Origin of the sequence: Mesorhizobium sp. LSJC285A00 (genome assembly GCF_000503155.1) — a bacterium.
GTDB lineage: Bacteria > Pseudomonadota > Alphaproteobacteria > Rhizobiales > Rhizobiaceae > Mesorhizobium.
Genome location: NZ_AYVK01000023.1, coordinates 1 through 25,465, shown reverse-complemented (window position 1 = coordinate 25,465; position 25,465 = coordinate 1). Strand labels below are relative to the sequence as shown.

24 protein-coding genes and 1 pseudogene are annotated in these 25,465 nt (G+C 62.8%); 11 read left to right on the top strand and 14 right to left on the bottom strand.

What is annotated here, in order from left to right; all coding sequences use genetic code 11:
• Positions 1-17 precede the first annotated feature (17 nt).
• Entirely contained in the window at positions 18-1,106 is a 1,089-nt protein-coding gene (locus X726_RS150620; protein ID WP_023670866.1) for a rhodanese-like domain-containing protein, read from the bottom strand.
• Positions 1,103-2,461 carry an LLM class flavin-dependent oxidoreductase gene (locus X726_RS150625; RefSeq protein ID WP_023670865.1) on the bottom strand — a complete coding sequence of 453 codons (1,359 nt, stop codon included), beginning with the start codon at positions 2,459-2,461 and terminating at the stop codon, positions 1,103-1,105. Before X726_RS150625 ends, X726_RS150620 begins: the two co-directional genes overlap by 4 nt.
• Before the next feature lie 181 nt (positions 2,462-2,642).
• Between X726_RS150625 and X726_RS1000000172265 the strand changes: the two genes are divergently transcribed.
• Positions 2,643-2,936: an FAD/NAD(P)-binding protein gene (locus X726_RS1000000172265; RefSeq protein WP_280940458.1), complete on the top strand. Its 294-nt coding sequence runs from the start codon at positions 2,643-2,645 to the stop codon at positions 2,934-2,936.
• A complete protein-coding gene (locus X726_RS13655) occupies positions 2,879-4,015 on the top strand; it encodes an FAD/NAD(P)-binding protein (protein ID WP_023670863.1) in 1,137 nt (378 codons plus the stop codon). The genes X726_RS1000000172265 and X726_RS13655 overlap by 58 nt, the downstream gene beginning before the upstream one ends.
• An 82-nt stretch (positions 4,016-4,097) precedes the next feature.
• On the opposite strand, the gene X726_RS150630 is transcribed toward X726_RS13655, so the two are convergent.
• Complete coding sequence (locus tag X726_RS150630; RefSeq protein WP_023670862.1) at positions 4,098-5,693, bottom strand: ABC transporter substrate-binding protein; 1,596 nt, start codon at positions 5,691-5,693, stop codon at positions 4,098-4,100.
• A gap of 94 nt (positions 5,694-5,787) precedes the next feature.
• A complete protein-coding gene (locus tag X726_RS150635) occupies positions 5,788-7,383 on the bottom strand; it encodes an ABC transporter substrate-binding protein (protein ID WP_031215073.1) in 1,596 nt (531 codons plus the stop codon).
• Between the two features lie 336 nt (positions 7,384-7,719).
• Here X726_RS150635 and X726_RS1000000171770 point away from each other — a divergent pair, with 336 nt between their 5' ends.
• The gene (locus tag X726_RS1000000171770; protein WP_023670860.1) at positions 7,720-8,097 is read left to right on the top strand and encodes a LysR family transcriptional regulator; all 378 of its coding nucleotides are present in this window, start codon (positions 7,720-7,722) and stop codon (positions 8,095-8,097) included.
• On the top strand, positions 8,061-8,738 hold the full coding sequence (locus tag X726_RS01000000167095; RefSeq protein WP_023670859.1) for a LysR substrate-binding domain-containing protein: 678 nt from the start codon (positions 8,061-8,063) through the stop codon (positions 8,736-8,738). Before X726_RS1000000171770 ends, X726_RS01000000167095 begins: the two co-directional genes overlap by 37 nt.
• A 6-nt stretch (positions 8,739-8,744) precedes the next feature.
• On the opposite strand, the gene X726_RS150640 is transcribed toward X726_RS01000000167095, so the two are convergent.
• The 8 genes and pseudogenes from X726_RS150640 to X726_RS150670 all read right to left on the bottom strand — a co-directional run bounded on the left by X726_RS150640 (position 8,745) and on the right by X726_RS150670 (position 17,710).
• Positions 8,745-9,605 carry an NADPH-dependent oxidoreductase gene (locus X726_RS150640; protein ID WP_023670858.1) on the bottom strand — a complete coding sequence of 287 codons (861 nt, stop codon included), beginning with the start codon at positions 9,603-9,605 and terminating at the stop codon, positions 8,745-8,747.
• 51 nt (positions 9,606-9,656) lie between these two features.
• Positions 9,657-10,751 (bottom strand): LLM class flavin-dependent oxidoreductase, encoded by a 1,095-nt coding sequence (locus X726_RS150645; protein ID WP_023670857.1) that lies wholly within the window; start codon positions 10,749-10,751, stop codon positions 9,657-9,659.
• Positions 10,752-10,825: 74 nt separating this feature from the next.
• Positions 10,826-12,179: pseudogene (locus tag X726_RS13680) on the bottom strand (LLM class flavin-dependent oxidoreductase).
• The gene (locus X726_RS150650; protein ID WP_050588552.1) at positions 12,176-13,357 is read right to left on the bottom strand and encodes an acyl-CoA dehydrogenase family protein; all 1,182 of its coding nucleotides are present in this window, start codon (positions 13,355-13,357) and stop codon (positions 12,176-12,178) included. The pseudogene X726_RS13680 and the gene X726_RS150650 overlap by 4 nt, the downstream one beginning before the upstream one ends.
• Positions 13,358-13,361: 4 nt before the next feature.
• A complete protein-coding gene (locus X726_RS150655; RefSeq protein ID WP_023670853.1) occupies positions 13,362-13,703 on the bottom strand; it encodes a DUF3088 domain-containing protein in 342 nt (113 codons plus the stop codon).
• Positions 13,704-13,713: 10 nt separating this feature from the next.
• Positions 13,714-15,057 (bottom strand): LLM class flavin-dependent oxidoreductase, encoded by a 1,344-nt coding sequence (locus X726_RS150660; protein ID WP_023670852.1) that lies wholly within the window; start codon positions 15,055-15,057, stop codon positions 13,714-13,716.
• 13 nt (positions 15,058-15,070) lie between these two features.
• Positions 15,071-16,246, bottom strand: coding sequence for an acyl-CoA dehydrogenase family protein (locus tag X726_RS150665; protein WP_023670851.1), 1,176 nt, complete (start codon positions 16,244-16,246; stop codon positions 15,071-15,073).
• Positions 16,247-16,270: 24 nt separating this feature from the next.
• The gene (locus X726_RS150670; protein ID WP_023670850.1) at positions 16,271-17,710 is read right to left on the bottom strand and encodes an NAD(P)/FAD-dependent oxidoreductase; all 1,440 of its coding nucleotides are present in this window, start codon (positions 17,708-17,710) and stop codon (positions 16,271-16,273) included.
• 324 nt (positions 17,711-18,034) lie between these two features.
• Here X726_RS150670 and X726_RS1000000170530 point away from each other — a divergent pair, with 324 nt between their 5' ends.
• From X726_RS1000000170530 to X726_RS1000000171760, 5 genes are all read left to right on the top strand, one after another.
• Positions 18,035-18,334, top strand: a complete 300-nt coding sequence (locus X726_RS1000000170530; RefSeq protein ID WP_023670849.1) for a hypothetical protein — start codon at positions 18,035-18,037, stop codon at positions 18,332-18,334.
• A 464-nt stretch (positions 18,335-18,798) separates the two neighbouring features.
• The gene (locus X726_RS150675; protein ID WP_023670848.1) at positions 18,799-19,767 is read left to right on the top strand and encodes a helix-turn-helix domain-containing protein; all 969 of its coding nucleotides are present in this window, start codon (positions 18,799-18,801) and stop codon (positions 19,765-19,767) included.
• 145 nt (positions 19,768-19,912) lie between these two features.
• Positions 19,913-21,430 (top strand): aldehyde dehydrogenase, encoded by a 1,518-nt coding sequence (gene adh / locus X726_RS150680; RefSeq protein WP_023670847.1) that lies wholly within the window; start codon positions 19,913-19,915, stop codon positions 21,428-21,430.
• A gap of 68 nt (positions 21,431-21,498) precedes the next feature.
• Positions 21,499-21,771, top strand: a complete 273-nt coding sequence (locus tag X726_RS1000000171765; protein WP_023670846.1) for a hypothetical protein — start codon at positions 21,499-21,501, stop codon at positions 21,769-21,771.
• A gap of 148 nt (positions 21,772-21,919) precedes the next feature.
• Positions 21,920-22,054 carry a hypothetical protein gene (locus X726_RS1000000171760; RefSeq protein ID WP_023670845.1) on the top strand — a complete coding sequence of 45 codons (135 nt, stop codon included), beginning with the start codon at positions 21,920-21,922 and terminating at the stop codon, positions 22,052-22,054.
• 13 nt (positions 22,055-22,067) lie between these two features.
• Here X726_RS1000000171760 and hemN read toward each other — a convergent pair whose 3' ends face one another.
• Entirely contained in the window at positions 22,068-23,417 is a 1,350-nt protein-coding gene (gene hemN, locus X726_RS150685; RefSeq protein WP_023670844.1) for an oxygen-independent coproporphyrinogen III oxidase, read from the bottom strand.
• Positions 23,418-23,573: 156 nt separating this feature from the next.
• On the opposite strand from hemN, the gene X726_RS150690 reads away from it, so the two are divergent.
• Complete coding sequence (locus X726_RS150690; protein WP_023729591.1) at positions 23,574-24,302, top strand: Crp/Fnr family transcriptional regulator; 729 nt, start codon at positions 23,574-23,576, stop codon at positions 24,300-24,302.
• On the opposite strand, the gene X726_RS0135505 is transcribed toward X726_RS150690, so the two are convergent.
• On the bottom strand, positions 24,299-24,715 hold the full coding sequence (locus X726_RS0135505; RefSeq protein ID WP_023670842.1) for a hemerythrin domain-containing protein: 417 nt from the start codon (positions 24,713-24,715) through the stop codon (positions 24,299-24,301). The two genes, X726_RS150690 and X726_RS0135505, sit on opposite strands and share 4 nt — an antisense overlap.
• 252 nt (positions 24,716-24,967) lie before the next feature.
• Between X726_RS0135505 and X726_RS0135500 the strand changes: the two genes are divergently transcribed.
• Positions 24,968-25,465: cbb3-type cytochrome c oxidase subunit I (locus X726_RS0135500; RefSeq protein ID WP_031215069.1), on the top strand; the 498-nt coding region annotated here is incomplete at its 3' end.

Here is a 25,465-nt window from a genome sequence, read left to right as displayed (position 1 = left end):
ACTCGACAGTTCTTCCTCTACGCCGCGTCCAGGCTGGCCGACTGGAAGTCATGCAACAGGATGGCGATCTCGAAACCGCGGCGTTGCAGCCAGTGCGCCGTCGTCGCGGCGCGGACGCCGAGCAGGTCGTCGATGAGCACGACACGAGCGCCGCGCACGGCGATGGTTCGGTAGGCGACGCCGAGCAACTGCCCGCCCTCCGACGCGATCGAGCCCGGAATATGCGCTTCGGCGAACTCCTCCGGCGTGCGCACGTCGAGCAGGTAGGTCGTCCGCTTGTCGTCCTTCGCCCATGCCGCCGCGGTCGCGGCATCGATGCGCGGAAAGCTGTCGCCTTCGGTAAGTCTTGCGATGTGTTCTCCGGCGAAGCGCTTCGCGTCCTCGCTGGCTGGACCATAAGCGGCAGTCCTGCCGATTTCGGGCGCAAGGCCCGCTTCGCGCCATGCCTTGGTGCCGTCGTGCAGATAAGCAACCTTGTTGGGCACGCCGGCGTCGATCAGCGTCTGTGCGCCGATGATGGCGCGCGGCAAGCCGGCACAGGAGACGATCACCCGCGTGTCCGGCGACGGCACCAGATCGGCGAAACGCAGCACCAGTTCGGCACCCGGCACGCTGATGGCGCCGGGCACATGGTCCTTGTCGAACTCCGCCACCGTCCGGCTGTCGAGGACGATCACGTCGGCGCCCTGGCCCTTGAGTGCCACTAGTTCATCAACGGTGATGACCGGCGTTCCCTTCGCGTCTCGGATCGCCAGCGAAAAATCGACGCCCGGCGTGTCGAAGGTCGGCAAGCCTTCCAAACCGCCTTTCGTCCATTCCGGAATTCCACCGGCCAGTGCGAAAAGCTGGCTGCGACCATGCCCGGACAACCGTTCGACAAGTTGCTCGGCAACGCAGCTGCCGTCATCGGCCAGCACGGTGCGCACCGATTTGCGCGGGATGAAGCGGTCGATCTCCGCTTCGACGTGATCCGCCGGCAGATTGGTGGCAAACAGCGGCGACGCGTATCCGACTGCCGCTCTGTGCCGGATATCCAGCACCGCCAGTTCCTCGCCATCGGCCAGCCATTGGCGAAAAATTTTCGAATCGATCGTGCTCGCGCTCATGAGGCTTTCCTCTGCTGATGTTCGGCAACGCCACGGACCGGACGCGCAAGGCCGAGATTCTCGCGCAGCGTGCTGCCTTCGTAAGCGGTGCGGAACAGGCCGCGCCGCTGCAGCTCCGGGATGACGAGATCGACGAAATCGGTGAGGCCCGTCGGCAGGATCGGCGGCATGACGTTGAAGCCGTCGGCCGCGCCGCCGGTGAACCACTCTTCCATCATGTCGGCGACATCCTTTGGCGTGCCGACGATCTGGAAATGGCCACGTGCACCGGCAACGGCGAGGTACAATTGCCGGATCGTCAGGTTCCGGCTCGCGGCCAATTCGGAAACGACTTTCAGCCGGCTTTTCACCGCATCGGAACTGCCGAGTTCCGGCAATGGTCCGTCGAGCGGATAACCGGAGAGATCCACGCCGCCGAGCAGTCCGGAAACCAGCGCCACGCCGACCACCGGATCGACCAGGCGCTGGATGGCGTCGAACTTGCCCTCGGCTTCAGCACGTGTCGGCGCGACGACCGGAAAGACACCGGGCATGATCTTCAAGCTGTTGGCGTAGCGGCCAAACGAGCCCAGCCGGCCCTTCAGCTCGCTGTAGAAACCCCGCGCCGAGTCGACGGCCGGATGGGCGGTGAAAACCACCTCCGCCGTCCTGGCTGCCAGCTGCTGGCCGGCATCCGAAGATCCGGCCTGGACGATAACGGGATGGCCCTGCGGCGGGCGGGCAACGTTGAGCGGTCCCTTGACGCGGAAATGCCGGCCAACATGGTCAGGGGCATGGATGCCATGCCGGTCGATGGCGACGCCCGAAGCCTTGTCGGCGACGAAGGCATCGTCGTCCCAGCTGTCCCAGAGCTTCTGCGCCACGGCAACGAACTCTTCCGCGCGGTCGTAGCGGTCGGCATGGACGGGATGCTGGTCACGGCTGAAATTCGACGCCGCGGGCGCATCGGCCGAGGTGACGACATTCCAGCCTGTCCTGCCGCCGCTCAGATGGTCGATCGAAGCGAATAGCCGCGCCAGATGGAAAGGTTCCCAATAGGTGGTTGACGCTGTCGCGACGAGCCCAATCCTTTGCGTGATGGTCGACAGTGCCGACAACAGCGTCAGCGGCTCGAAATGCACGACATGGCCGGTGCGTTCGAAAGTCTCGATCGGCTGCTCGCCATTGCGCGCGCTGAGGCTGTCAGCGAGGAAGACCATGTCGAAGAGACCGCACTCGGCAGTGCGCGCGGCGTCCGCATAGTGTTGAAAACTCAGGCCCGGATTGGCCGGCACATCGGGATGGCGCCAGGCAGCGACATGATGGCCCGGTCCGCGGACGAAAGCGCCAAGCCTTATCTTTCGATCTTCAGTCATCAGCGGCTTTCAGGTTGATCGCAAAAGGGCGTTCCTATCTAGCGCCTGCCAACTGAGCGAAAGAATGCCTTTCGCCAGCTGGCAATTATTGTTTTTTGACATCGGGTCAAGGGAAAGCACGATGGCCGGCGCGGGAGCGATGGGCTAGAGCCACGCACCGTCGGTGTCGCAAAGGTCCTTGATGTTTCATACCCCTTCCTCCCCACCGCGTTCGACCCCTCGTTCAATCATCATCATTGGCGGCGGCTTTGCCGGCGCGGTTGCCGCGATCAAGCTGCTCGACCGTTCGACCGAACCGCTGGCAATCACCATCATCGAGCGACGGGCAGAGCTCGGCCGCGGCGTCGCCTACAGCACCGTCGATCCACAACACCTCGTCAACGGCGCGGCGCGCATGGCTGGACACCGCCCGCGGATGTGCCTGACTCCAGCCCGCCGCGCTGGCTGTTCGGCAGCTATGTCCAGTCGGAGTTGACCAGAGCCGTCAGAGAAGCAGATCCGCGTTCCTCGCTGCGCCACATCAAGGCATCCGCCGTCGACATGCTGACCGGTCCGTCCGGAGTCTGCGTCGGCACCAGCGACGGCCAGCAATTGCTGGCCGATGAGGCCGTGCTGGCGACAGGTGTTTTTCAGAGCGAGCCGTCGGCCACCGAAGCACCAATCATCAACGATCACCGCTATGTCGCAAATCCCTGGGATTCGGCAGCACTGGACCGGCTCGCTGGCAGCAGGCAATTGCTGCTGATCGGCTCGAGTCTCAGCATGGTCGACGTCGTCGCCAGCATGGAGGCGCGCGGCTTCAAGGGCAGCTATCGCGTCGTGTCGCGGCGCGGACAGATCGTCGAGCCTCGGCGCAATACCGAAGCGTGGCGCGATTTTCTTGCCGGGCGGCCGCTGCCGAAAACCACGAGGGCGCTTCTTGCCTTGGTAAAGGCCGAACGCCGGGCCATCGAGGCCGCCGGGCTGGACTGGCAAGGGTTGCCGCTGACGATCCGGCCGTGGATCCTGGCTCTGTGGCAAGGCGCCACCGACAAGGAGCGCCTGAAGTTCGCACGCCATCTGCGCGCTTTCTGGGACGTCACCGCGCATCGAGCGGCGCCGCCGAGCTTTGAGCGCGTCGCACTGGCGCAAAGCCAAGGCCGTTGGGCGGGCGGCGCCGGACGGGTGCTGGCACTGCATCCGGAAGCCGGCGGCATTGTCGCCGAGATCCGCTGGCGCGATAGCGGCGCGGTCGAACGGCTGCGTTTCGACGGTGTCGTCAGCTGCCGGGGCCATCAGGAACATGATTGGCGGCGGATCGCCGATCCGTTTGTCCAGGGCCTGCTCGAGAACGGCATCGTCAGGCCGCATGCGACCGGGTTCGGCATCGACGCCACGCATGACGGCCAGGTGATTTCCGGCGACGGCAGGACCCACGGCAATCTGTTTGCCATCGGCCACCCGCTGCGTGGCGTCGCCTGGGAATCGAGCTCCATCGGCGAACAGCTGGCGCAGGCCATCGCCCTTGCCGGCCTTCTGGTCGGCGTCAGCCCAAGGCTGCGTACTCTGGCCTGAGGTTGCGAGGCCGCACGAACGACGGAAACGAAAACGGGCCGCATCTCGATGCGGCCCTTTTCGCTGCGGTCGTCTGCGAAGTTCAGGCGTTCGGATCGATATAGGCGTCGGCGAAACTGGCCGACAGGCCCTCAGCGCCCGGCGCGTAGTTCTTGACGGTTTTCCGGGCGATGATGATGGTCGGCGGCGCGATCAGATTGATGATCGGCAACTCGTCGGCGATGATCTCCTGGAACCTGAAGAACAGCTGCTTGCGCTTGGCCTCGTCAAGCTCGACCGATGCGGCCTCCAGCAGCCGGTCGACCTCAGGGTTCTCGTAGTGCGCGCCGTTGGAGAATGGCAGCCCGATCTTGATGTTCTTCGACCAGTAGAGCCGTTGCGCGCCGGCGCTGGGGTCAAAGATGTTGCCGCAGGATTCCGTCGACAGGTCCCAGGTGCGATCGGTGTAGATGGTTTTGACATAGGTGCCGAAGTCGAACTTCTGGATCTCGGCGTCGATGCCGATCTTGGCTAGCGCCTGTTTGAGGAAGTCAGCATAGCCCCATGGGTTGTAGGGGTTGTTGGTGAGTCTGAGCTTGAAGCGGATACCGTCCGCGTCGCGCTTGAAACCGGCCTCGTCGAGCAGCTTTTCCGACAGCGCCGTATCGACGGTCGCGGCTTTCACATCGGGATCGAAATACTTCTTGTTGACGACGCTGATCGGTGTCGGCGACACTTGGCCATAGCCGTAGAACACGATGGCATTGATCGCATCAAGATCGATGGCATGCGCGATTGCCTGACGGACCTTCTTCTCCTTCAGGATCGGGTTTTCCAGGTTGATGATCAGCTGGTGCAGCGGGCCGCTATAGGCAAAGACGGTGCTATCGACGACGAATTGCGGCAGCGCCTTGAACCGCTCCAGATCGGCAAACGCCACCGGGTTCGGGCCGATGTCGACTTCACCCGTCTCGAGTGCCGCGGCGCGCGCGCCGGGATCGGTGATGAAGTGGAAGATGATCCGGTCGAGATAGGGTTTTGGCGCATCCCAATAGGTCGGGTTCTTCTCGACGATGATGTGGCTGCCCTTGACCCATTCCTTGAGCACGAACGGTCCGCTGCCGATGATCTGCTCGAGGGACGGATCGTCCGCCGGCTTCAGCTTCTCGTAGATGTGCTTGGGCACGACAGGCGATTCCGTCGCGGCCAGCCCCGAGATCAGCGCGGCGGACGGTTTAGACAGTTTGATTTTCACCACATGCGGATCCGACGTGTCGACGTCGGTGACATTCTGGAAGGTGATGCGTCCACGCGGATGCGCTTCACGCAGTCGCGAGATCGAAAAGGCCACGTCTTGCGATGTCAAATCATGGCCGTCGCTGAATTTCACCCCCGGCCGCAGCTTGAAGACATATTCGAGCCCGTCATCGCTGATCGACCATTCGGTGGCCAGTTGCGGCCTTGGATTGAGGTCGTAGTCGTAGGCGAGCAGGCCGTCGAAAATCTTCGGCCCGATGGTGGCCGGTCCACCGGCGCTGGTGTTGATGGAAACGATCTGGTTGGGCTCGGGATAGTAGACGAAATTGAGCGTGCCGCCCGCCACCGGCTTGGCGTCTTCGGCAAAGGCCCCGGCAGGAAGGGCGGTACTCGCGCCGGCCAGCAGCAGGAACTGATTGAACAGGCGTCGGTTGATGGTCACGGTCGGTACTCCGCGTTTGCGCGATTTGTCTTTATGGGGAAAAGTCGGGATCGGTGGTTTCACGCACCGATCCAAGGCAAGGCAATCCGAGCGCCTATGCGTTTGGCGCGAGCCAGATCTGCGCGAAGCTGTTGTTGATGCCTTGCGCTCCGGGTGCGAAATCCCTGACCTTCTTGTTGGCAACAATCTGGGCACCGGCCGCAACGAGGTCGACCGACACCACGTCGTCATGGATGATATGCTGGAACTTGTACCAGAGCTCGCGCCGTTTCGTTTCGTCGGGCTCGATTGCGGCGGCTTCGAGGATCTGGTCGACCTCGGGGTTCGCATAGTGGCTGGCGTTGGAGAAGACGAGGCCGATCTTGAAATTCTTCGACCAGTAGGCGCGCTGGACGCCGAGCGTCGGATCAAAGGTGTTCGACAGCGACTCAACCACCAGGTCCCAGGCGCGGTCGGTGTAGACGGTCTTCAGGAACGTCGACAGATCGAGCTTCAGGATCTCGGCGTCGATGCCGACCACTGCCAGCGACTGCCTGATGAAATCGGCATAGGACGCCGGCAGGAACGCGTTGTAGGCGAGCCGGAGCTTAAAGCGCGTGCCGTCGGCGCCGCGCGGATGGCCGGCATCGTCGAGCAGTTTCTCCGCCAGTTTGGGGTCGGGTTCGCGCGCCTTGATGCTGGGGTCATACCATTTGGCCAGTGCCGTGCTGATGGGACTTGGCGATACCTGCGCATAGCCATAGAGCGCAATGTCGACCAGCTTCTGCAGGTCGATCGCGTGGGCGATGGCCAGACGCACGTCGCGCTTGGTCAGGATTTCGTTCTCGTAGTTGAAGAACAATTGCTGCTGCGGGCCGGAATAGGCATAGGTGTTGGTGTCGACGACCAAAGCGGGGTTGGCCTTCAGCCGCTCGATATCGGCCAGCGGCACGGGATTGGCGCCGATATCGATCTCGCCGGTTTCAAGAGCCGCCGAGCGTGCCGCCGGGTCGAGAATGACATGCAGCACGACGCGGTCAAGGTAAGGCCTTGGCGCATCCCAATAGTTCGGATTGCGATCGAAGATCAGATGGCTGCCGGGCACCCATTCCTTGAGAACGAAGGGGCCGGTGCCGATCGTCTGTTCCAGCTTGGGCTGTTCTGCCGGCTTGAACGTTTCGTAGACATGCTTCGGCACGATCGGTGATTCCGAACTGCTCAGCGCCGTGATCAGATAGGGCGCCGGCTTCGAAAGCACGACAATGGCGGTGTGCGGATCGGGCGTCTCGACCGCTGTCACGTTCTGGTAGGTGATGCGGCCGCGCGGATGCGCCTCCTTCAGCCGGAAGATGGTGAAGGCAACATCTTCCGAGGTGAAGTCCTTGCTGTCATGCCACTTGACACCCTGGCGCAGCTTGAAGGTGTAGCGCAGGCCGTCATCGCTGATCGACCACTCCGTGGCCAGCAGCGGTTTCGGGGTGAGGTCGTAGGCGAAATCAAGCAGGCCTTCATTCACCTTGGGGCCGATCGCCTGGCCGGTGCCCGACGAGGTGTTGATGGCGATCAGCGACGTCGGATCGGGATAGTAGGCCCAGTTGAGCGTGCCGCCCTGAACGGGCGTGCCTTCGGCTGCAAAGGAAAAGCCGGGCAATGCGAAGCTCGCACCGCCAAGCAGCAAGAGCTGGTTGAAATGACGACGATTGACAGACATGGTCTTGGGCTCCGGAAAACGGATTGCATCCGGCGGCCGACGGCACTCCGGCGCCTCGACGCAATGATCCCTGCCGTCGCGCAAAACCGGAAGAATGATTTTCTATCGTCGGTCGAAAGCGCCGCTTTGCACGACTGGTTCATTCCAGGCCTGCGAAGCCGACCGACACCCAAATCGGTGCTGCCCGTCTTATTTCTACAAGAATAGTAGACATTGCGATTTTTTAGATTTCCGTTCCCGCTGGCGCGACGCTGCGGCAAACGAAATTTTCCGCCGCGCGCTTTGGCGCAAAGCCCGCCCTCGTCGCGCCGGGTCCGAACGTGTTGAATGCGCCTCATGGTTGATCTCATTCGCGCCAAACCGAGGAAGCTACGACCGACGCTGGCGAGACTTCCGCCGCTGACCTCGCTTCGCGCCTTTGTCGCAACCGCCCGCCATCTGAGCTTTACGCGAGCGGCGGAAGAACTCCATGTCACGCCCGCCGCCATCGGCCAGCAGATCCGCCTGCTGGAGGATCACCTGGGGCAACCGCTGTTCCAGCGCAACCGGGGCGAGCTTTTGCTGACCTCGGCCGGTCAGGCGCTGATGCCCGGGCTCACCGAGGCTTTCGACGTCGTTGTCGAATCGGTCGCGCGTATTTCCGGCGACGAGGAGGATGCGCCGATCAANCGATCAAGGTGTCGGTCGCGCCCTCCTTCGCCAGCAAATGGCTGATCCCGCGCCTCGACGCGCTGCGTGAGGCGGTGCCCGGACTCGAAGTACTGGTCGATGCATCGACAAGGCTTGCTGACTTTGCCAGCGAAGATATCGACTGTGTCATCCGCTACGGCTCGGGCGCCTATAGCGGCCTCATCACGGAACGGCTGTTCTCGGAAGCGGTGCTGCCTGTCTGCAGCCCCGAATTTGCCCGCACGCACGGCCTCTTCCGTGGACCGGAAGGGCTGCGTAACGCGCCGATCCTGCATGAGGACGGGCCGGAGCGCGATCCAAGTTGCCCCGACTGGAAGGGCTGGCTGCGATCCAACGGCCTGTCCGGCCGCCTTGTCGACGGTGGCATACGGCTTAGCCAGTCCTCGCTGGTACTCGACGCCGCGGTTGCCGGCAAGGGCATCGGTCTCGGCAAATTCCGACTGGCCGAGCCTGACCTTGCGGCAGGGCGGCTGGTCAGCCCTTTCGGCTCGCCGCAGCCGGTCGAGTTTTCCTATTACTTCGCGACGACGCCACACAAGGCGAAGCTCGCGACCGTCGAGCGCTTCCATGGTTGGCTGAAGGCTGAGGCGCGAAGGGTTGGCGCACTCGACTTCACACCGCCGGCAGCACTGCCGGCGCGCATCGCCATCGTTGCCGCCGAATAGCCTTGGCTATTTAAGCTTGAAGCCCAGCGCCTTGAGCGCATCACCCAGGCGATCACGGCCTTTCAGCGCCGCAGTGCTGCCGATGCGGTTCGACATCAGTTCGGTCCAGTCGACAACGGGCATCGACTGCTCTTGCTGAAAGGTGCGAAGCGTCAGGTTGTACGCTGCGAGATCGTCCTGATCGACGCCTGACTGATAGCGCTCGCGATGCAGCACAACACGCTGCGGCAGTCTGGGCTTGATGTCGGTCGCAGCCAGGAGATCGGGATAGCCAACGGTCAGGCCGAACACCGCCACGGTTTCCGGCGGCAGGCCGAGCTCTTGCGCCACGGCCTCAGGATGATTGCGCATGGCGCCGATGTAGCAGGAGCCGAGCCCGAGCGCATCGATTGCCACCACGGCATTCTGCGCGGCAAGTGCTGCGTCGATCACGGCCAGCAGAAAACTCTCATGATAATCGAGCCCCTCGCCCGCCCGGCTGTTTGCCTCGGCAATGGCGCGCAGCCGTGACAGGTCGGCCAGCCAAACCAGCAGCAACGGCGCCTGCTCGATATGGCGATTGACCGCCGCCAGTCCGGCAAGCCGCGCCTTGCGCGCCGGATCCTCGACGGCGATGACGCTCCACGCCTGCAGATTGGACGAGGTCGGCGCCGACTGGGCGGCAGCGATGATCAGTTCGAGCGTCCCTTCGGGCAGAGGCCTGGCGAGATAGTTGCGGACCGAGCGATGTGAAAGGATCGCCTCGAGGGCTTCGTTCCAGTTTGCAGTGTTCGCCTCTTGCGGCGCCCGGTAACGCCGCCTTAGTGCTGCTTCACCGCGCAGGTCGGCGTCGGAAGGGCGGATGCTGAAAGCGGCTGGCTGTGGCATTGTCGTCCCTATTTGGCGATCTGGCTCGTTCGGTGTTCTGACAACCCCACGTCATTCAACAAACGCGGCTTGGACCCTATTGCGCAATAGCGGGAGCAACTGGTCGCCTTGCCGCTTGATCTCGGAAAGATACGGCGTGTCCGAGAGCACGAAATGCGTGATGCCCAGATCCCGGTACTTGCCGAGCGAACTGGCCACGTCGGCGGCCGAGCCGACCAGCCAGGTGGTGCCGGCGCCGCCGCCGCCATATTTGCCCGGCGCAGTGTAGAGATTGTCGTCCAGCACCTCGCCGCGCGTGTGCAGATCGAGCAGACGCTGCTGGCCTACCGCTGCCGCCCGACCATGATCATTCCAGCCGGCGCCCTGGCCCTTTGCCATTTCGGCGACCTTCGCCTCGGCGTCCGCCCAGGCCTGCCCGGTGGTGTCGCGGACCAGCGTGGTGACCCGCAACCCGAATTGTAGAGGTGGGAGGTCCCGGTCAAGTTCCCGGCTCAAGGCCTTGAGCCGCTCGATCCGCTCCCGGACGCCGTCGAGCGGCTCGCCCCAGAACAGCTGGACATCGGCCTCGCTGGCCGAGACGCGCTCGGCTGCCTCCGACGCGCCGCCGAAATAGAGCCTGGGATGGCGACGGTTTCCACGGACAGGGATGCGGGGCATGACGGTAGACCCGGTGACCTTGAAGTGCTCGCCGGCAAAGGTGACGTTCTCTTCGGTCCAAAGTCTGCGAACCAGCCGCATGAACTCTCTGGTGCGGGCATAGCGATGGTTCTGCTCGCCTTCGCTGTCGCCATAGGCAGCGAGGTTGTCCTTGCCCGACACTATGTTGATACGCACGCGACCGCGGGTCAGCTGGTCGAGCGTGGAGACCGCGGATGCGAAGTGCGCTGGCCGCCAGTAACCCGGGCGGATCGCGATGAGCGGCTCGAAGGAGGTGGTCCGCGCGGCGAGCGCGGCGGCGACGGTAAACGTGTCGGGCCGGCCCCAGCCGGTACCGATCAGCGCGCCCTTCCAGCCGTGTTCCTCAAGCGCCTTTGCGTGGCTGGTCAGCGTCTCAAGGCTGTTGTGGTCCTCGACGGCCGGCTCGCCGCGGTGACCGGGATCGACCTGGTTCGGGATGTACCAGAGAAATTCGGGATCAGCGCTCATTGTCGGGCCTGTATTTTTGTCGGGCGTGGAGGTCAATGGCGGTACCTTCCGCGCCGTTATCGTTTGATGATCGTTCAATGGGTGGCCCCGAGCAACCCTGACGCCTTGTGCGGCTGCGGCGCGAAACGGCTTTCAGGCCTGATAAGGCCGAGATGGTCGCGCAGCGTGCGCCCTTCATAGTCGCTGCGAAACAGGCCGCGCGGGCGCAGGATCGGCACGACCGTATCGACAAAGACTTCCAGCCCGGTCGGCAGCACGTCAGGCATCAGGTTGAAGCCATCGGCGGCGCCGGCGACAAACCATCTTTCGATATCGTCGGCGATCTGCTCCGGCGTGCCGACAACGGTGCGGTGGCCGGTACTGCCGTTGAGCCCGGATCAGTTGGCGAACGGTGAAATCGTTGTTGCGGGCAAGTGCCAGCGTGGCCTTGAAGAAGGTGTGGCCGCCGTTGGGCGGCAGCGGGATGACGTCAGGCAGCTTCTCGTCGAGCCTCAGCCGCTCGCGGTCGATGCCGAGCACGCCCGACAGCCGCGTCAGGCTGTAGTCGAGCGGGATGCGGTCCCACAGTTCTTCCTGCCGCCGCTCCGCTTCCGCCTCGGTGCTGCCGATGATGGTGGCCAGACCGGCGAGGTTGAGCGGCACGCCGCCGCTTCTGCCATAGGCGACAGCCCGGGCCTTCAGCTCCTTTGCGTAGGCGAGCGCCTCCTCGAACGATTGCGACGCGGAAAACACCGCTTCGGCGTGGCGCGCGGCGAGCTCCTTGCCGTCATCGGAACCGCCGGCCTGGATGACCACCGGATGCCCTTGCGGCGAGCGCGGCACATTGTGCGGCCCATGCACCGAAAAATGCGCGCCCTCGTGCTCGATGGCGTGAACCTTGGCGGCATCGACGAAGCGCCCACTGGCGACGTCGCCGATGAAGGCATCGTCCTCCCAGCTGTCCCACAGCGCCTTGACTATTTCGGTGAATTCGGCGGCCCGCTCGTAGCGCCGGCCATGATCTATCGCGCCGGTCAGGCCGAAATTGCGGGCCGAGGCGGGATCGGCCGTGGTCACGATGTTCCAGCCGATGCGCCCGCCGCTGACATGGTCGAGCGTCGCGAAACGACGGGCGATGTTGTAGGGCTCGTTGAAGCTGGTCGATGCCGTCGCAATCAGGCCGATGCGCTCGGTCGCGGCGGCTATCGTCGCCAGCACGATGGTCGGTTCCAGCGATGTAATCGGCCGATAGTCGATGCGATCCGAAATTGCCGCCTGATCGGCAAGGAATATAGCGTCGAGCTTGGCGCGCTCGGCGATCTTCGCCACCTGCACATAGTGGTCGACGGTGAAGGCGGCATAGGGGTCGACCCCGTCCATCCGCCATGCCGCCGGCGAGAAGCCGGCGTGCAGGATGTTGACATTGAGGTGGAGCTGTCGGCCGCTCATCGAAAGACGCCGGGCTCGGGATAGGCGCCAGTCAGATACCAGGTGCCGACGGTGCGGGCCTTGTATTCGGCGGGGTTGTGCAAGGTGTGGATGCGCGCATTGCGCCAGAAACGGTCGAAGCCGTATTTGCGCACCGCCGAGCGCGCGCCCATCACCTCGAAGATCTCGGTGGTGACTTCGAGCGCGACATTGCCGGCCAGCACGTTGGCCGCGGCAACTGCAACCGCCGCTTCCCCGCGCTCTTGCTCGGTCAACGTCTTGCCGCGCGCGATCGCATGATCGATCGCCGCCGCAGCGCGATCAGCCAGCACCGTTGCCGCCCGCGTCTTGACCCAGAGCTCGCCATATTGCCGCTTGATCCATGGATCGTCGATGTGGCGCTCGACGCCGGAATACATCCACGGTCGCGAGCTGTTGAGCGTGTAGTCGCGTGCCGCTAGCAGTGCGCCCTGGGCGGTGCCGATGAAGACATTGAGCAGCACGCTTTGCTGCTGCAGCGGGCCGATGGTGCGGATCGGCAGCGACGCGTCGACCCAGCCGCGCACCAGTTCGTTGTCATGGATCCTAACATCCTTGTAGGCGACCTTGCCACTGCCGGTTTGCGTCTGGCCGATGCCGTCCCAGTCGTCGAGAATGGTGATGCCCTCACGATCCGCCGGGATGGCCGCGAACTTCCGCTCGCCGCTGACCTCGTCTTCCCAGGAGGTCGAAAGATAGTCGGCGACATGCGAGCCGGAGGCGAAGGGCTTGAAGCCGCTGACGATCGTCCACTCGCCATCCTTGCGGCCGAACAGCGTCTTGGAAAAGCTGTTGCCGGTGTTGCCCCAGAACCAGTCGCCCGCAGCCGAACGCCGCAGCAGATCGGCTGAGCGCGGTTCGTCCGAATTGAGCCTTGCGGCGATCAGCGCGCTGAAATGGTAGCCGTAGATGTGGCCGATCGAGCCGTCGACCTTGGCGAACTCGCGGCCGATCTTCAGCGCCGTCGAATAGGGTTCGCCGGCGCCGCCGAATTCCTTGGGAATGACGATACTGAGCAGGCCGCTCTCCTTGAGCAGGCGGATCTGTTCGACGGGCCTGCCGCCAAGCTGGTCGCGCTCGACCGCGTCGCGGGCAAAGATGTCGCGCAGCTCGACCGCCTTGGCGATCCATGGATTGGAGGTATCGGGATCGAAGCTCATCAGGTCACTCATGCAGATGCGGGAAGCCGTGGCGCTCGGCAAGCAGCGCAAGAATGCGCCTTGTGTCGTCGGCAAAGACCTTGCCCTTGGCGGTCGGTAGGTCGGCTGGCGGATCACTGCCGACGACCAGCACCGGCAGCGACTGGTGGCGTTCGCCGAGCGCATCGATCACCTTACCCCTCGGCCTTGCGAACGGCACGCGCTCGACGTCCAGCCTGGCAGCAAGATCGGGAAAGGCTGCGAGCAGCCCTTCGACCTTGTTGGAATAGGGGCAGACGAAGGTCTGGCCCGGATGCTTTGGGTCGGCGAAACCCGGCTGGATGAGAAAGAGCGTGTCGCGCGCCATCGGCTCATTCCTATTCCGCCGCCGCCGCGGCATGCCGCGAAAAACGGTTTGCCGGCCGCTTCAGGCCGAGATTGTCGCGCAAGGTGCTGCCCTCATACTCCCGACGGAACAGGCCACGGTGGCGCAGTTCCGGCACCACCAACTCGATGAAATCCTTCAAGCCGCCGGGCATGATCGGTGCCATGATGTTGAAGCCGTCGGCGCCGTAATTCTCAAAGCGCTCTTCCATCGTGTCGGCGATCTGTTGTGGCGTGCCGACCACCTGCCAGTGGCCGCGAGCGCCGGCGATGCGCAAATAGAGCTGCCGGATCGTCAGCTTCTCGCGCCGCGCCAGATCGATGACCAGCGCCTGCCGGCTCTTGCCGGCATTGGTCTCCGGCAGTTCCGGCACCGGCCCGTCGAGCGGATAGGCGGTCAGATCGAAGCCGCCGGCCAGCGCCGAGACCAGACCGAGGCCCACTTCCGGCTGGATGAGATCCTGCAGCTGTTCGAACTTTTCCTGCGCCTCGGCTTCGCTGCGGCCGACGACCGGAAAGATGCCTGGCAGGATTTTCAGATCATCCTCTGAACGGCCGTACTTACCGAGCCTGCCCTTGACGTCGGCATAGAAGGCGTTCGTGATCTGCGCGGCGAAAATCGCTTCCGCGGTGCGCGCCGCCAGCTCCTTGCCGGGGCCGGACGCGCCCGCCTGGACGACGACCGGATGGCCTTGCGGCGTGCGCGGCGTGTTCAGCGGACCGCGCACCTCGAAGTGCTGGCCCTTGTGGTTCAGCACATGCAGCTTCTCCTTGTCGAAATAGCGCCCGCTCACTTTGTCGCGCGGGAAGGCATCATCCTCCCAGCTGTCCCACAGCCCAAGCACGACATCGGCGAATTCCTCGGCGCGATCGTAGCGGTCGCCGTGCTGGATATACGTATCGTGGCCGAAATTGAATGCCGCATCCGGATCGGACGAGGTGACGAGGTTCCAGCCGGCGCGCCCGCCGCTCAGATGGTCGAGCGACGCGAACTGGCGGGCCAGATTGTAGGGATCGGAATAGCTGGTCGAACCCGTGGCGATCAGGCCGATGTTGGTGGTCACCGCCGACAGCGCCGACAGCAGCGTGATGGGCTCGAACGGATAGACGCCGCTATGCGCCTTGCGGCTGGCAGCCTCGAGATTGCTCAGCCGCGCCGCGGCGCCATCGGCAAAGAAGATCGCATCGAATTTGGCCGCTTCCGCGAGCCTGGCCAGTTCGACATAGTCGCCGAGGCTGGTCCCCTCGGCCGCCTGTGGATGGGGCCATGCCGCCACATGGTGGCCGGTGAAGAGAAGAAACGCTCCAAGCTTGAGCTTGTCCTTGCGCCTGGCCATTTTCCGCGCCTCCTCAGCGATACAACCCGCCGACCGGGAATTCCCCGGTCAGCAACCAGGTGCCGATGGTGCGCTTCTTGTATTCGGCCGGGTTGTGCAGCGTGTGCGTGCGCACATTGCGCCAGAACCTGTCGTAGCCATTGGCCTTGGTGGCCGAGCGGGCGCCCATCACCTCGAAAACCTCGCTCGATGCGTCGAGACCGATTTGCCCGGCATAGACATTGGCGGTGGCAAGGTCGATCGCCGTCTGTCCGCGCTGCTCCAGGGTCAAGGCCTCGCCCTTGCCATAGGCGGCATCGAGGCTGCGCGCCGCCACATCGGCGAGTTCGGCGGCAGCCAGCGTGCGGATATAGAGATCGCCATATTTGCGCTGAACGAACGGATCGTCGGTGTGGTTCTCATAGCCGGAATAGACCCAGGGTCGCGATTGCGAGACCGTATAGTCGCGGCCTTCGCTCAGCGCTCCTTGCGCGCTGCCGACGAAGAGGTTGAGCAGGACCGCCTGCTGGAAGAGTGAAATCAGCGTCTGGAACGGCGTCAGCGGCACGGCGGGCGAGCCGATCAGTTCGTCATCACCGATATGCACATCCTTGAACGTGACTTTACCGGAACCCGTCTGCCGCTGGCCGACGCCATCCCAGTCATCCTCGATGACGATACCTTCACGATCGGCCGGGATCGCAGCTGCCAGGCGGTCCTGGCCGTCTTCCCATGCCACCTGGATATAGTCGGCGATGTGCGAGCCGGAAGAGAACGGCCGGAAGCCGTTCAGGATCCAGCCCGAGCCGTTGCGCCTGGCCGTAGAGGTCTTCGACATGGCATTGCCGGAATTGCCCCAGACCCAGTTCTCGCGGGCCGAGCGTGTCAGCAGTTGGTCCTTCTGCGCGTCCGTACCGCGAAATAACACGCCGTTGAGCGGCAGATGATGGTAGCCGTAGAGATGGGCTAGCGAACCATCGGTGCGGGCAAATTCGCGCACGACGCGCAGCACCGACAGCCAGGGCGCGCCCTTGCCGCCATAGTTTTTGGGAATCTGCGCCGACGGCAGTCCACTTTCCTTGAGCAGGCGGATCTGCTCGACCGGTCGTCCACCAGCCTTGTCGCGCGCCACCGCATCGCGATCGAAGATGGTGCGCAGCTCGACCGCCGTGGCGACGAACGGGTCGGAAAGGTCAGGGCTGAAGGTCATCGGCGTTTGTCCATGGAAATGCGTCTATTCCGCCGCAATGGTCTGTGCCGGTCGCCAGACGGCAGAGGCGTAGGCCTCCTCCCCGAACTCGGCCGGATGGCTGCCGGTTATCCGGCTCTCATGGCTGTCGAGATCGGCAAGGAAGAGATCGCGGCTGATGCGGGCGACGACAGCCGGCACGTCGCGCCTGATAGAGGGAACATCGCCGATCGGCAGGCCGAAACTGACGAAGCCGCCTGGATTGAAGACGTGGATGTTCCTCAGGAACGGCGCCTCCCCCAGCGCTTTCTCGAGGAATTCATGGCCGAGGCCGAGATAGGGATGGGCGCCGAAAAATACATCCAGTTCGCCTTCCGCCGGCGCGTATTGGTCACGCCACAGCCGGATCGAGGCGGCGAAATTGCTAAATTCCGGCTTGCGCGTCGGGTCGGCGAAATAGCCGGTGCCGGCGATGACGAAGTCGAAAGCGAACGTCTCGGCGCCGATGTCGGTGACGACCTTGCCGCCGTCGATATCCGCATTCGTCCAGGGGGCACCGAGATGCAGGTGGAAATTCTTGTGCCGCACTACCCGCTCCACGGCATCGGGCGGTGGCGTCGAACCGGCCTCGCGGAAGCGCAGTGCCTGGCGCCAGCGCACCGGATCGGGCAAGCGCGGATAGTTGTCATAGGCGCCGGGATAACCCCGCACGCGGTTGATCGGCACGCTGGCGATACTGGTGCGCCGCGCGAACAGGCGCACCGATTGCGCGCCGGCCTCAAGGGCTGTCCCCGCCGCATCGAATGCCGAAGCCGCCGACCCGACGACAGCGACCGCTTTGCCCTTGAGCGAGGCAAAATCGATTGCTGCAGAACTGTGTGCGACAAAGCCCTGGGGCAGAGCAGCGAGCACCGCCGGTATCATTGGACCGCCGCTGCCGCCAAAGCCATTGGCCAGAATGATCTTCCGCGCCGTTTCGATCAATGGCGTGCCGCCGGCATCGAGGTGGAGGCGAAGATACCCGTCAGCCGGCTCGATGCGAAGGAGACGCGTGCCGTAGCGAATGCCAATGCCGAGAAAGTCGCGATACCATTTCAGGTAATTCGCCCAATCCGTCCGCGCGATGCGGTCGAAGCCTGCATAGGCTTCGGCACCATGGCGCGCTTCGTACCAGGATTGAAAGCTCAGGCCCGGCAGGCCGAGTTCCGGTCCCGGCAGGCCCTTTGGTGTTCGCAGCCGGTTCATCCGCGCATGCGTGAGCCAGATGCCGGCCTTGCCCTCATCCGGCGCCGCATCGATGACCGTGACCTTGCCGATGCCGGCCCGCCTCAACGCGAAGGCGAAGGTCGCGCCCGTCTGCCCGCCGCCAACGACAAAGACATTGTGGTCGATGCCCTCCCGATCCGGCACCCAATTTTGCGGATCGGGACCGATCAGTCGAAGTGTTTCGCGGGCGTCGTGATCTGGATCGGACGGTAAGGCCATTTCGGTCCTGGCTGAAGTTCAAGCGTTACACCAAACTCCGCCCCGGTCGGCAAACAGTCCAGAAATGTCTGCTTTGATTGCCCGGTAGTTTTTTTCACTTGCATCCAACGGCACAATCGGAGCGTCACCGGGCTGCTGCCGGATATTCGGCACCACCTGCAATCCGTGATGACAAGCGAACAATTGGCGCGCAGGGCTGACATAATCTGAACGCTCGGTTGCCCGCGTCGATTCCGCTGCAATTCTTGCCCGTTAAAAGGAGTACGCTGCGTTTCCGACACTTCACCCAAGTAGGGGTCGAGCCCACGTGTGTAAAAACGCGTCATGCACCCGAAAGGAGACCTCGAGGACTTCGATTGGTGGCGGCTCTCACCACGCCTTGAGCTGCACCGGCGTCAAGTACACGGCGCCGTCGCGGTCGCGATTGAGATCTATTTCAAAGCACGACCGATGGAAAACGATGCGGTTGGGGACATTACCGATTACCATTCTCATGATTTCCTCAGCCTTTACCTGTCCGGGCTGGGTAAGAGAATTCTGTCGGAATTGGCTGCCAGATCCGCACAGATCAACCGAACTGGCAAGCGCATTTTGAGACTGCGGCCGAGTTCAGAACCCGCCTAATTGCACGTCGTTGCCGCCGATTGCCGCAGGCATCCTTGCAGGGTATTTCGAACCCAGGGGGCTTGAGCTAGGTGTGACAGTGCCATCAACGAGACGGAGAAAATTGACGAACGGGCCCCAAAACCATTTTGCCCAGAAGCCATAGATTTACCCGATAACGCTCAACTCAAACTCAAATAATTAGGCGTAAGGTATTGATATATAATAAACTGGTGGGCCCGGAGGACGTACAAAGATCGTTGATTTTATTGACTTTTTAGCGGGCCAGAATCAAAAACCTTCCCGTATTGTTCCGCACCGTCCCGCAGCTGATTATGGGCAGTCGTCTTTGCTTTGGATCAATGAATGCCCCCAGTTTATACGGTAGCCTTGGGGGATCAGCCGAACAGTTGCCTGGAAGAGAGAATGCACAGGCGAGGACGACTATAGCCGAAAGGGAGAGATCGGGTTCTGGGAGGATATGTATGGGTGAGGATCTATCCGGCCATCACGCCGACCGCGTTCAGGCCGCAATCGCTTCGAACGCGGCGGCGAAGTCCGCGCTGGTCGCTTCCTGGCGACGGTCTTCCAGTCTGCACCGGCTCGATCCGGCCGATTGCAGCCCTCCCCGTTATTTGACAGAGGCGGAATTGGGAGAGGCCCGGCAACGCATCGAGCCGCTCGTCCGGGTTGCTCGATCAAGCCTGGACCGGCTCTATCTTGCGGTGGGCGGCGTCGGATGCTGCGTCCTGCTCGCCGATCGCGAGGGCGTGCCGGTCGAACGGCGCGGCGCGCCTGTAGACGACGAGACGTTTCATTCCTGGGGCTTGTGGACTGGCTCCGTCTGGAACGAACAGAGCGAGGGCACCAATGGCATCGGCACCTGTCTGGTGGAACAGCGCGTCCTGACGATCCACCGTGATCAGCACTTTCACACGCGCAACACCGGGCTGAGTTGCACCACAGCTCCGATCTATGATCACCGTGGAGATCTTGTGGCTGCGCTTGACGTGTCTTCCTGCCGTGCTGATCTGACCGAAATCTTCTCCAATCTCATTTCCATGGCCGTGGTCGACGCGGCGCGTCGGATCGAGGCGGAGAACTTCAAGATGGCATTCCCCAAGGCGCGCATTCTGCTGGCGCCGGTGCCCGACAAGGGGTCCGGGGCGTTGATCGCGCTCGATGCGGACGACCTCGTGGTTGGCGCCACTCGTTCGGCTCGCCTGGCGCTAGGAATTACGCAACAGTGTCTCGATAAGCCGATGCCTGCGGCCGATCTGCTCGGTTGGGCCGAGAGCGGCCCCGAAGTCCTGGCCGAGGCGGAGCACGGCGTTCTGCAGCGGGCGCTGGCGCGGGCAGACGGAAATGTCTCGGCCGCGGCCCATGCGCTCGGCATCAGTCGCGCCACGCTTCACCGTAAGCTCAACCGCCTGGACGTCCACAGGTCACACTAACCTTCGAACGTCGCATGACTGTCGCAATTCTGCGACACATCCCGCCCGCACACTGTCCCCGGCGCATTGGCAATCGCGATGGGAGATCGCATGTCTCCTTCCGAAGCGTCGCATCCCGCGACGTCAGCTTTGGGAGGAAGACATAATGAACAAGGTTGAGTTCTCACGCCCCGTCAAGGCGCCCTTCGACAAGCGTTACGGCGATTTCATCGGCGGCAAATGGGCCGAGCCACGTTCCGGCCGTTACTTCGAGAACTTCTCGCCCGTGAACGGCCAGTTGCTATGCGAGGTGGCGCGTTCGGATGCCCAGGACATCGAGGCGGCTTTAGACGCGGCCCATGCCGCCAAGGATGCCTGGGGGCGCACCAGCGTTGCCGAGCGCTCCCTTATCCTCAACCGCATAGCCGACCGCATGGAGGAAAATCTCGATCTGCTCGCATGCGCCGAAACCTGGGACAACGGCAAACCGATCCGCGAAACGACCGCCGCCGACCTGCCTTTGGCCATCGACCATTTCCGCTATTTCGCCGGCGCCGTGCGTGGCCAGGAGGGCAGCCTTTCGCAGATCGACGACGATACCGTCGCCTACCATTTCCACGAGCCGCTCGGCGTGGTCGGCCAGATCATCCCGTGGAACTTCCCGCTGCTGATGGCCTGCTGGAAGCTTGCGCCTGCCCTTGCGGCCGGAAACTGCGTCGTCCTGAAGCCTGCCGAGCAGACCCCGGCCGCCATCATGCTCTGGGCCGATCTTATCGGCGATCTGTTGCCGCCAGGCGTCCTCAACGTCGTCAACGGCTTCGGCCTCGAGGCCGGCAAGCCACTCGCGTCTTCGCCACGCATTGCCAAGATCGCCTTCACCGGCGAAACCACGACCGGCCGGCTGATCATGCAGTATGCCAGCCAGAACCTGATCCCTGTCACGCTGGAACTTGGCGGCAAGTCGCCCAACATCTTCTTCAAGGATGTTGTCGCTGAAGACGACGATTTCTTCGACAAGGCGATCGAAGGCTTCGTCATGTTCGCGCTGAACCAGGGCGAAGTCTGCACCTGCCCGAGCCGCGCGCTCGTCCATGAATCGATCTACGACAGATTCATGGAACGTGCGCTGAAGCGTGTCGAGGCGATCGTGCAGGGCGATCCGCTCGACCCGGCAACGATGATCGGCGCCCAAGCCTCGTCCGAGCAGCTGGAAAAGATCCTGTCCTACATCGACATCGGCCGCCAGGAAGGCGCCGAGCTGCTGACCGGCGGCGAGCGCAATGTTCTGCCCGGCGATCTGGCCGGCGGCTACTACGTCAAGCCGACGGTCTTCAAGGGCCACAACAAGATGCGCATCTTCCAGGAAGAGATCTTCGGGCCGGTGGTTTCGGTCACGACCTTCAAGGATGACGCCGAAGCGCTGGCAATCGCCAACGACACGCTGTACGGCCTCGGCGCCGGTGTCTGGACACGCGACAGCAACCGCGCCTACCGGTTCGGCCGCGCGATCCAGGCTGGCCGCGTCTGGACCAACTGCTACCACGCCTACCCCGCGCATGCGGCCTTCGGCGGCTACAAGCAGTCCGGCATCGGCCGTGAGACGCACAAGATGATGCTCGACCACTACCAGCAGACCAAGAACATGCTGGTCAGCTACAGCCCGAAGAAGCTGGGCTTCTTCTGATCGCGGCTTTGACTTACAGGCGCGGCTCCGCGAGGGGCCGCGCCACAGGCTGGAAATCGGAAAACACAATGCAGGCTAAGGTCGCGGCGGCACCGGCAGCCCTTGAACTGATCGCGCAGATCGTTGCCGAGCACGGTCCGGTGCTGTTCCATCAGTCCGAGCAAGGAAGGCGCCGCTGCAATCTCTACCTTCCAACGATGATCCTCAATCTCCTCATCGCACTCGTCATAAGTCTGACGGTTTTGATCCGCACGTTTGGTCTGATCGCGTCACGCACGCGACGGGACACCTGGTCGCGCGGTTTCGCATGCACGGACGCCGCAGCCGTATCGCCGCCATAATCAGCGTGGTGATGGGGCTCTTTGCCGTTATGACCGCGGATGTCTGGCTCTGGGCTGGCCTCTACCGGTTGCTTGATATCTTCGCTGATTTCGAACTGGGCTCTATTTTTCGACCATTACCTTTTCGACCGTCCACTACGGCGACATCGTGCCCGCCCATGCGTGGCGTGTCCTGGCGGCGCTGGAGGGCGTAAACGGGTTCTTGCTGATCGGCTGGTCGACCGCCTACCTGATCGCGGCAGGTACCCGCATCGGCCCGTTCAAGGCCGGCGAACATTTCTGACAGGAGCCAATGCTCAGACCGCCGCCGAATGCCTGGCTTTGCCGGTTTCGAAATATTTGTCGAACTTTGCCGCGATGCTTCTGACAAAGGGCCGACTTTCCGCCGGCACGACGAAACTGTCGCCATCAAGCTCGAGCAACCGCGCAGGATCATGAAGGGCTGTCGCACTTGCCTTGCCGAGAAGACTTTGGCCGGCTTCGCCAAAGCGCTCCACCAGCTCGATCGCCGAGAAGGCGAAATCACACATCAGCCGCTCGATGATCCAGCCGCGAACCCGGTCGTCCTGGGAAAGCGCGATACCGCGGACCGCGGCCAGCCCGCCGTCTTCGACCATGCGCCCATACTCGGCGGTCGATGGCATGTTCTGTGCATAGCCTTGCCGAAATTGGCCGATGGATGACGGGCCGAGGCCGATCAATGTCTCGCAGCGATCCTCGGTATAGCCCTGAAAGTTCCGGTGCAGAGTGCCGGTTCGGGCCGCTACGGCCAACGCATCGTTAGACTTGGCGAAATGGTCGAGCCCAATTGCTTCGTATCCCTGGTCCACGATCGCCCGCGCTGCCAGCTGCGATTGGGCAAAGCGCTCCGCCGGACCCGGCAACCAGGCCTCGTCGATCATCGTCTGGTGTTTCTTGAACCACGGCACATGGGCGTAGCCAAAAAGCGCTATCCTGTCGGGTTCCAAGGTCAGCGCCTGCGCGACGGTGGAGGAGACGCTCTCCCTCGTCTGGTGCGGCAGGCCGTAGAGCAGGTCCAGATTCACGGACTCGACCCCGCGCGAACGAACACCGTTGACTACAGACTTGGTCTGCAAAAAGCTCTGCTCGCGGTTGATTGCCTTTTGCACCTTCGGATCGAAATCCTGAACGCCGAGGCTCGCACGGGTCATGCCGATTTCGGCAAGCGCATCGAGGCGGGCATCGTCCATATCGTTGGGTTCGATTTCAACGCTGATCGTGGCGCCGGGAAGAAAGCCGAAGCTGTTGCGCAGGGCGGTTCCCAGCGCCACCATATCTTCGGGCTTGAGCATCGTCGGCGAACCACCGCCGAAATGGACGGCACGCACACGGCCTTTGCCTGCAACAAGACCGGCGACGGTAGCGATCTCGGCATGCAGTGAGCGGAGATAGATCCTCACCGGTTCGTAATGGCGTGTCTGCTTGGTATGGCAGGCACAGAACCAGCAAAGCTTGTCGCAGTATGGGATGTGCAGATACAGCGAGATTTCGTCGCCCTCGTTGAGCGCTTGCAGCCAGCCACGACAAACGGCAGCATCAACGCCTGGATGGAAATGCGGCGCGGTCGGGTAGCTCGTGTAGCGTGGAACGTTCTCACCGAGCCTGGCTACTAATTCTGGCCGCATGTCGCTATCCGATCCCCTTTGCATGGCGCGACACTGATCACATTGGGCGCGAGCGGCCTTGATTTCGGTCAAGGCCGCCCGCGGACAAACTGACGCAAGGTTCTTTTGTCCGCCAATGCTACCTTCCGGACAGATGGAATCTCTCGGACGATTAAGATGACGGTGCGCCAAGACGTTCACAGTTCCAGCATTCCAGTGCTTTGCCAGTCTTGCGAGGCACGGCACCGAGGCGTTTGCGGTGCGCTTGATCCCGACCAATTGGTAAGCCTGGCCAAGACCTCCTCGAGGCATACCGTTGAACCGGGCACAGAACTGATTGGCGACGCCGAGACCGTCGACAGTTATTCGAACGTGCTTTCCGGCGTTGTGAAGCTGACCAAGAGCCTTTCGGACGGGCGCCAGCAGATTGTCGGCCTCCAGTTCGCCCCCGATTTTCTGGGCAGGCCCTTCAAGGTGGAAAGCGCGATCAACGCTGAAGCCGCAACCGCGGTTTCCGTGTGTTCGTTTCCAAAGGCCGCCATCGAGCGGATGATGAAGGAATCTCCGGAACTCGAGCATCGTCTGCTCAAACAGGCGCTCAACGAACTCGACGAAGCCCGCGACTGGATGGTGACGCTCGGGCGCAAGAGTGCTTCGGAAAAGGTGGCGAGCTTTCTCCTGATGATCGCCAGGAACATCGATCCCACGCTGGACCCGGCGGCGCAGTCGACGACCTTCGACCTGCCTTTGACACGCGCCGATATCGCCGATTTTCTCGGCTTGACGATCGAGACGGTCAGCCGCCAACTGACCAGGCTGCGAACAGACAGCGTGATCCGGATCGACAATAATCGGCACGTGACGGTGGACAATATGGGCCGGCTGGAACGCCGCTCCGGCGCCTAACCGCCATCGACGACCCCGATCATCGGCAAGACGTGCTCGCGTTCGAAGGCGATATGCCGGCGCAAGCTTTCGAAGAAGCCGCGCAGCATGAAGCCGACAGCCTCGGCGTTCTCAACCGTCTCTCCATGGCCGATCGCCAGCAGGATTTCAGTCACCTCGCCGGCAAAGCATTCGTCCTCGACGTGTTCGGCGCGCAGTCGACGAGTTGAAGCAAGGTTGGCATCCCTGCCGGTCAAAGCAGCCTCGTAGGCCGGAAAGATCACCGTCTCCTCATATTGATGAATGTTGCGCAACAGCGGAACGATCGCGTTTGCCGCAGCCAGGCATGCCAGGCTATCGACCCTGGGCAGGGTGTCGGCTATTTTTTCCAAGGCATCGCAGAGCTGCAGCTTTTCCAGATGCGCACGTTTCATGAGCGCAACCGGGACTGCTTCTCTGCCAGATCGAACTATCGGCATCGATCTGTCGCGGCTCGTTTCGAACAGCGACGATCGCAGCTCCCTCTCCCTGTTCAATGACAGCCTCCCGATCCTTTGCAAATCCAACGCTGCCCAATCCAAAATCAAATGGCTTTGACATGGATCAAGGCGCCAGCCGCGTGACTGCTGGATTGGTGTCAGGCGGATTGACGTCCGCGCACAGGAATCCGAAGTCGGGGACAGGTCATGAAGTTCGGCACGCAAGTCTTCGCTTTGGCCCTTTTTACCTTTGCCGCCCTGGTGGCCGCCGGTTTCGGAGTGGACGAGCCCTTCCGGCAGCATATGTGGGTGCTGTTTCTTGTGCTGCTCAGTTTTGTCGCCATCCTCCTCCGCAACACGAGTTTCGAAGCTGCCGCTCCGATCGACCCGTCCGCCTACATGGATGGTCCAATCCGCTACGGCGCCATCGCCACCATGTTCTGGGGTGTGGTTGGCATGCTGGTCGGGGTGGTCATCGCGCTGCAGCTTGCCTATCCCGATCTCAACATCCAGCCCTGGTTCAACTTCGGCCGCTTGCGGCCTCTGCACACCTCGGGCGTCGTCTTCGCCTTTGGCGGCAACGCGTTGCTTTGCACGTCTCTCTATGTCGTCCAACGCACCTGCCGCGCTCGGCTGTTCGGTGGCGATCTCGCCTGGTTCGTGTTCTGGGGCTACCAGCTCTTCATCGTCATGGCCGCGACCGGT

Bases quoted from the DNA above. Each gene is read 5' to 3' on its own strand.
- X726_RS150635 (WP_031215073.1), bottom strand. From the start codon at position 7,383: ATGTCTGTCAATCGTCGTCATTTCAACCAGCTCTTGCTGCTTGGCGGT.
- X726_RS150620 (WP_023670866.1), bottom strand. From the start codon at position 1,106: ATGAGCGCGAGCACGATCGATTCGAAAATTTTTCGCCAATGGCTGGCC.
- X726_RS150640 (WP_023670858.1), bottom strand. From the start codon at position 9,605: ATGCCACAGCCAGCCGCTTTCAGCATCCGCCCTTCCGACGCCGACCTG.
- X726_RS150675 (WP_023670848.1), top strand. From the start codon at position 18,799: ATGGGTGAGGATCTATCCGGCCATCACGCCGACCGCGTTCAGGCCGCA.
- X726_RS1000000170530 (WP_023670849.1), top strand. From the start codon at position 18,035: ATGCACCCGAAAGGAGACCTCGAGGACTTCGATTGGTGGCGGCTCTCA.
- hemN (WP_023670844.1), bottom strand. From the start codon at position 23,417: ATGCGGCCAGAATTAGTAGCCAGGCTCGGTGAGAACGTTCCACGCTAC.
- X726_RS150625 (WP_023670865.1), bottom strand. From the start codon at position 2,461: ATGACTGAAGATCGAAAGATAAGGCTTGGCGCTTTCGTCCGCGGACCG.
- X726_RS1000000172265 (WP_280940458.1), top strand. From the start codon at position 2,643: ATGTTTCATACCCCTTCCTCCCCACCGCGTTCGACCCCTCGTTCAATC.
- X726_RS150660 (WP_023670852.1), bottom strand. From the start codon at position 15,057: ATGGCCAGGCGCAAGGACAAGCTCAAGCTTGGAGCGTTTCTTCTCTTC.
- X726_RS0135505 (WP_023670842.1), bottom strand. From the start codon at position 24,715: ATGAAACGTGCGCATCTGGAAAAGCTGCAGCTCTGCGATGCCTTGGAA.
- X726_RS150650 (WP_050588552.1), bottom strand. From the start codon at position 13,357: ATGAGCTTCGATCCCGATACCTCCAATCCATGGATCGCCAAGGCGGTC.
- adh (WP_023670847.1), top strand. From the start codon at position 19,913: ATGAACAAGGTTGAGTTCTCACGCCCCGTCAAGGCGCCCTTCGACAAG.
- X726_RS150645 (WP_023670857.1), bottom strand. From the start codon at position 10,751: ATGAGCGCTGATCCCGAATTTCTCTGGTACATCCCGAACCAGGTCGAT.
- X726_RS150670 (WP_023670850.1), bottom strand. From the start codon at position 17,710: ATGGCCTTACCGTCCGATCCAGATCACGACGCCCGCGAAACACTTCGA.
- X726_RS150690 (WP_023729591.1), top strand. From the start codon at position 23,574: ATGACGGTGCGCCAAGACGTTCACAGTTCCAGCATTCCAGTGCTTTGC.
- X726_RS1000000171765 (WP_023670846.1), top strand. From the start codon at position 21,499: ATGCAGGCTAAGGTCGCGGCGGCACCGGCAGCCCTTGAACTGATCGCG.
- X726_RS150665 (WP_023670851.1), bottom strand. From the start codon at position 16,246: ATGACCTTCAGCCCTGACCTTTCCGACCCGTTCGTCGCCACGGCGGTC.
- X726_RS150655 (WP_023670853.1), bottom strand. From the start codon at position 13,703: ATGGCGCGCGACACGCTCTTTCTCATCCAGCCGGGTTTCGCCGACCCA.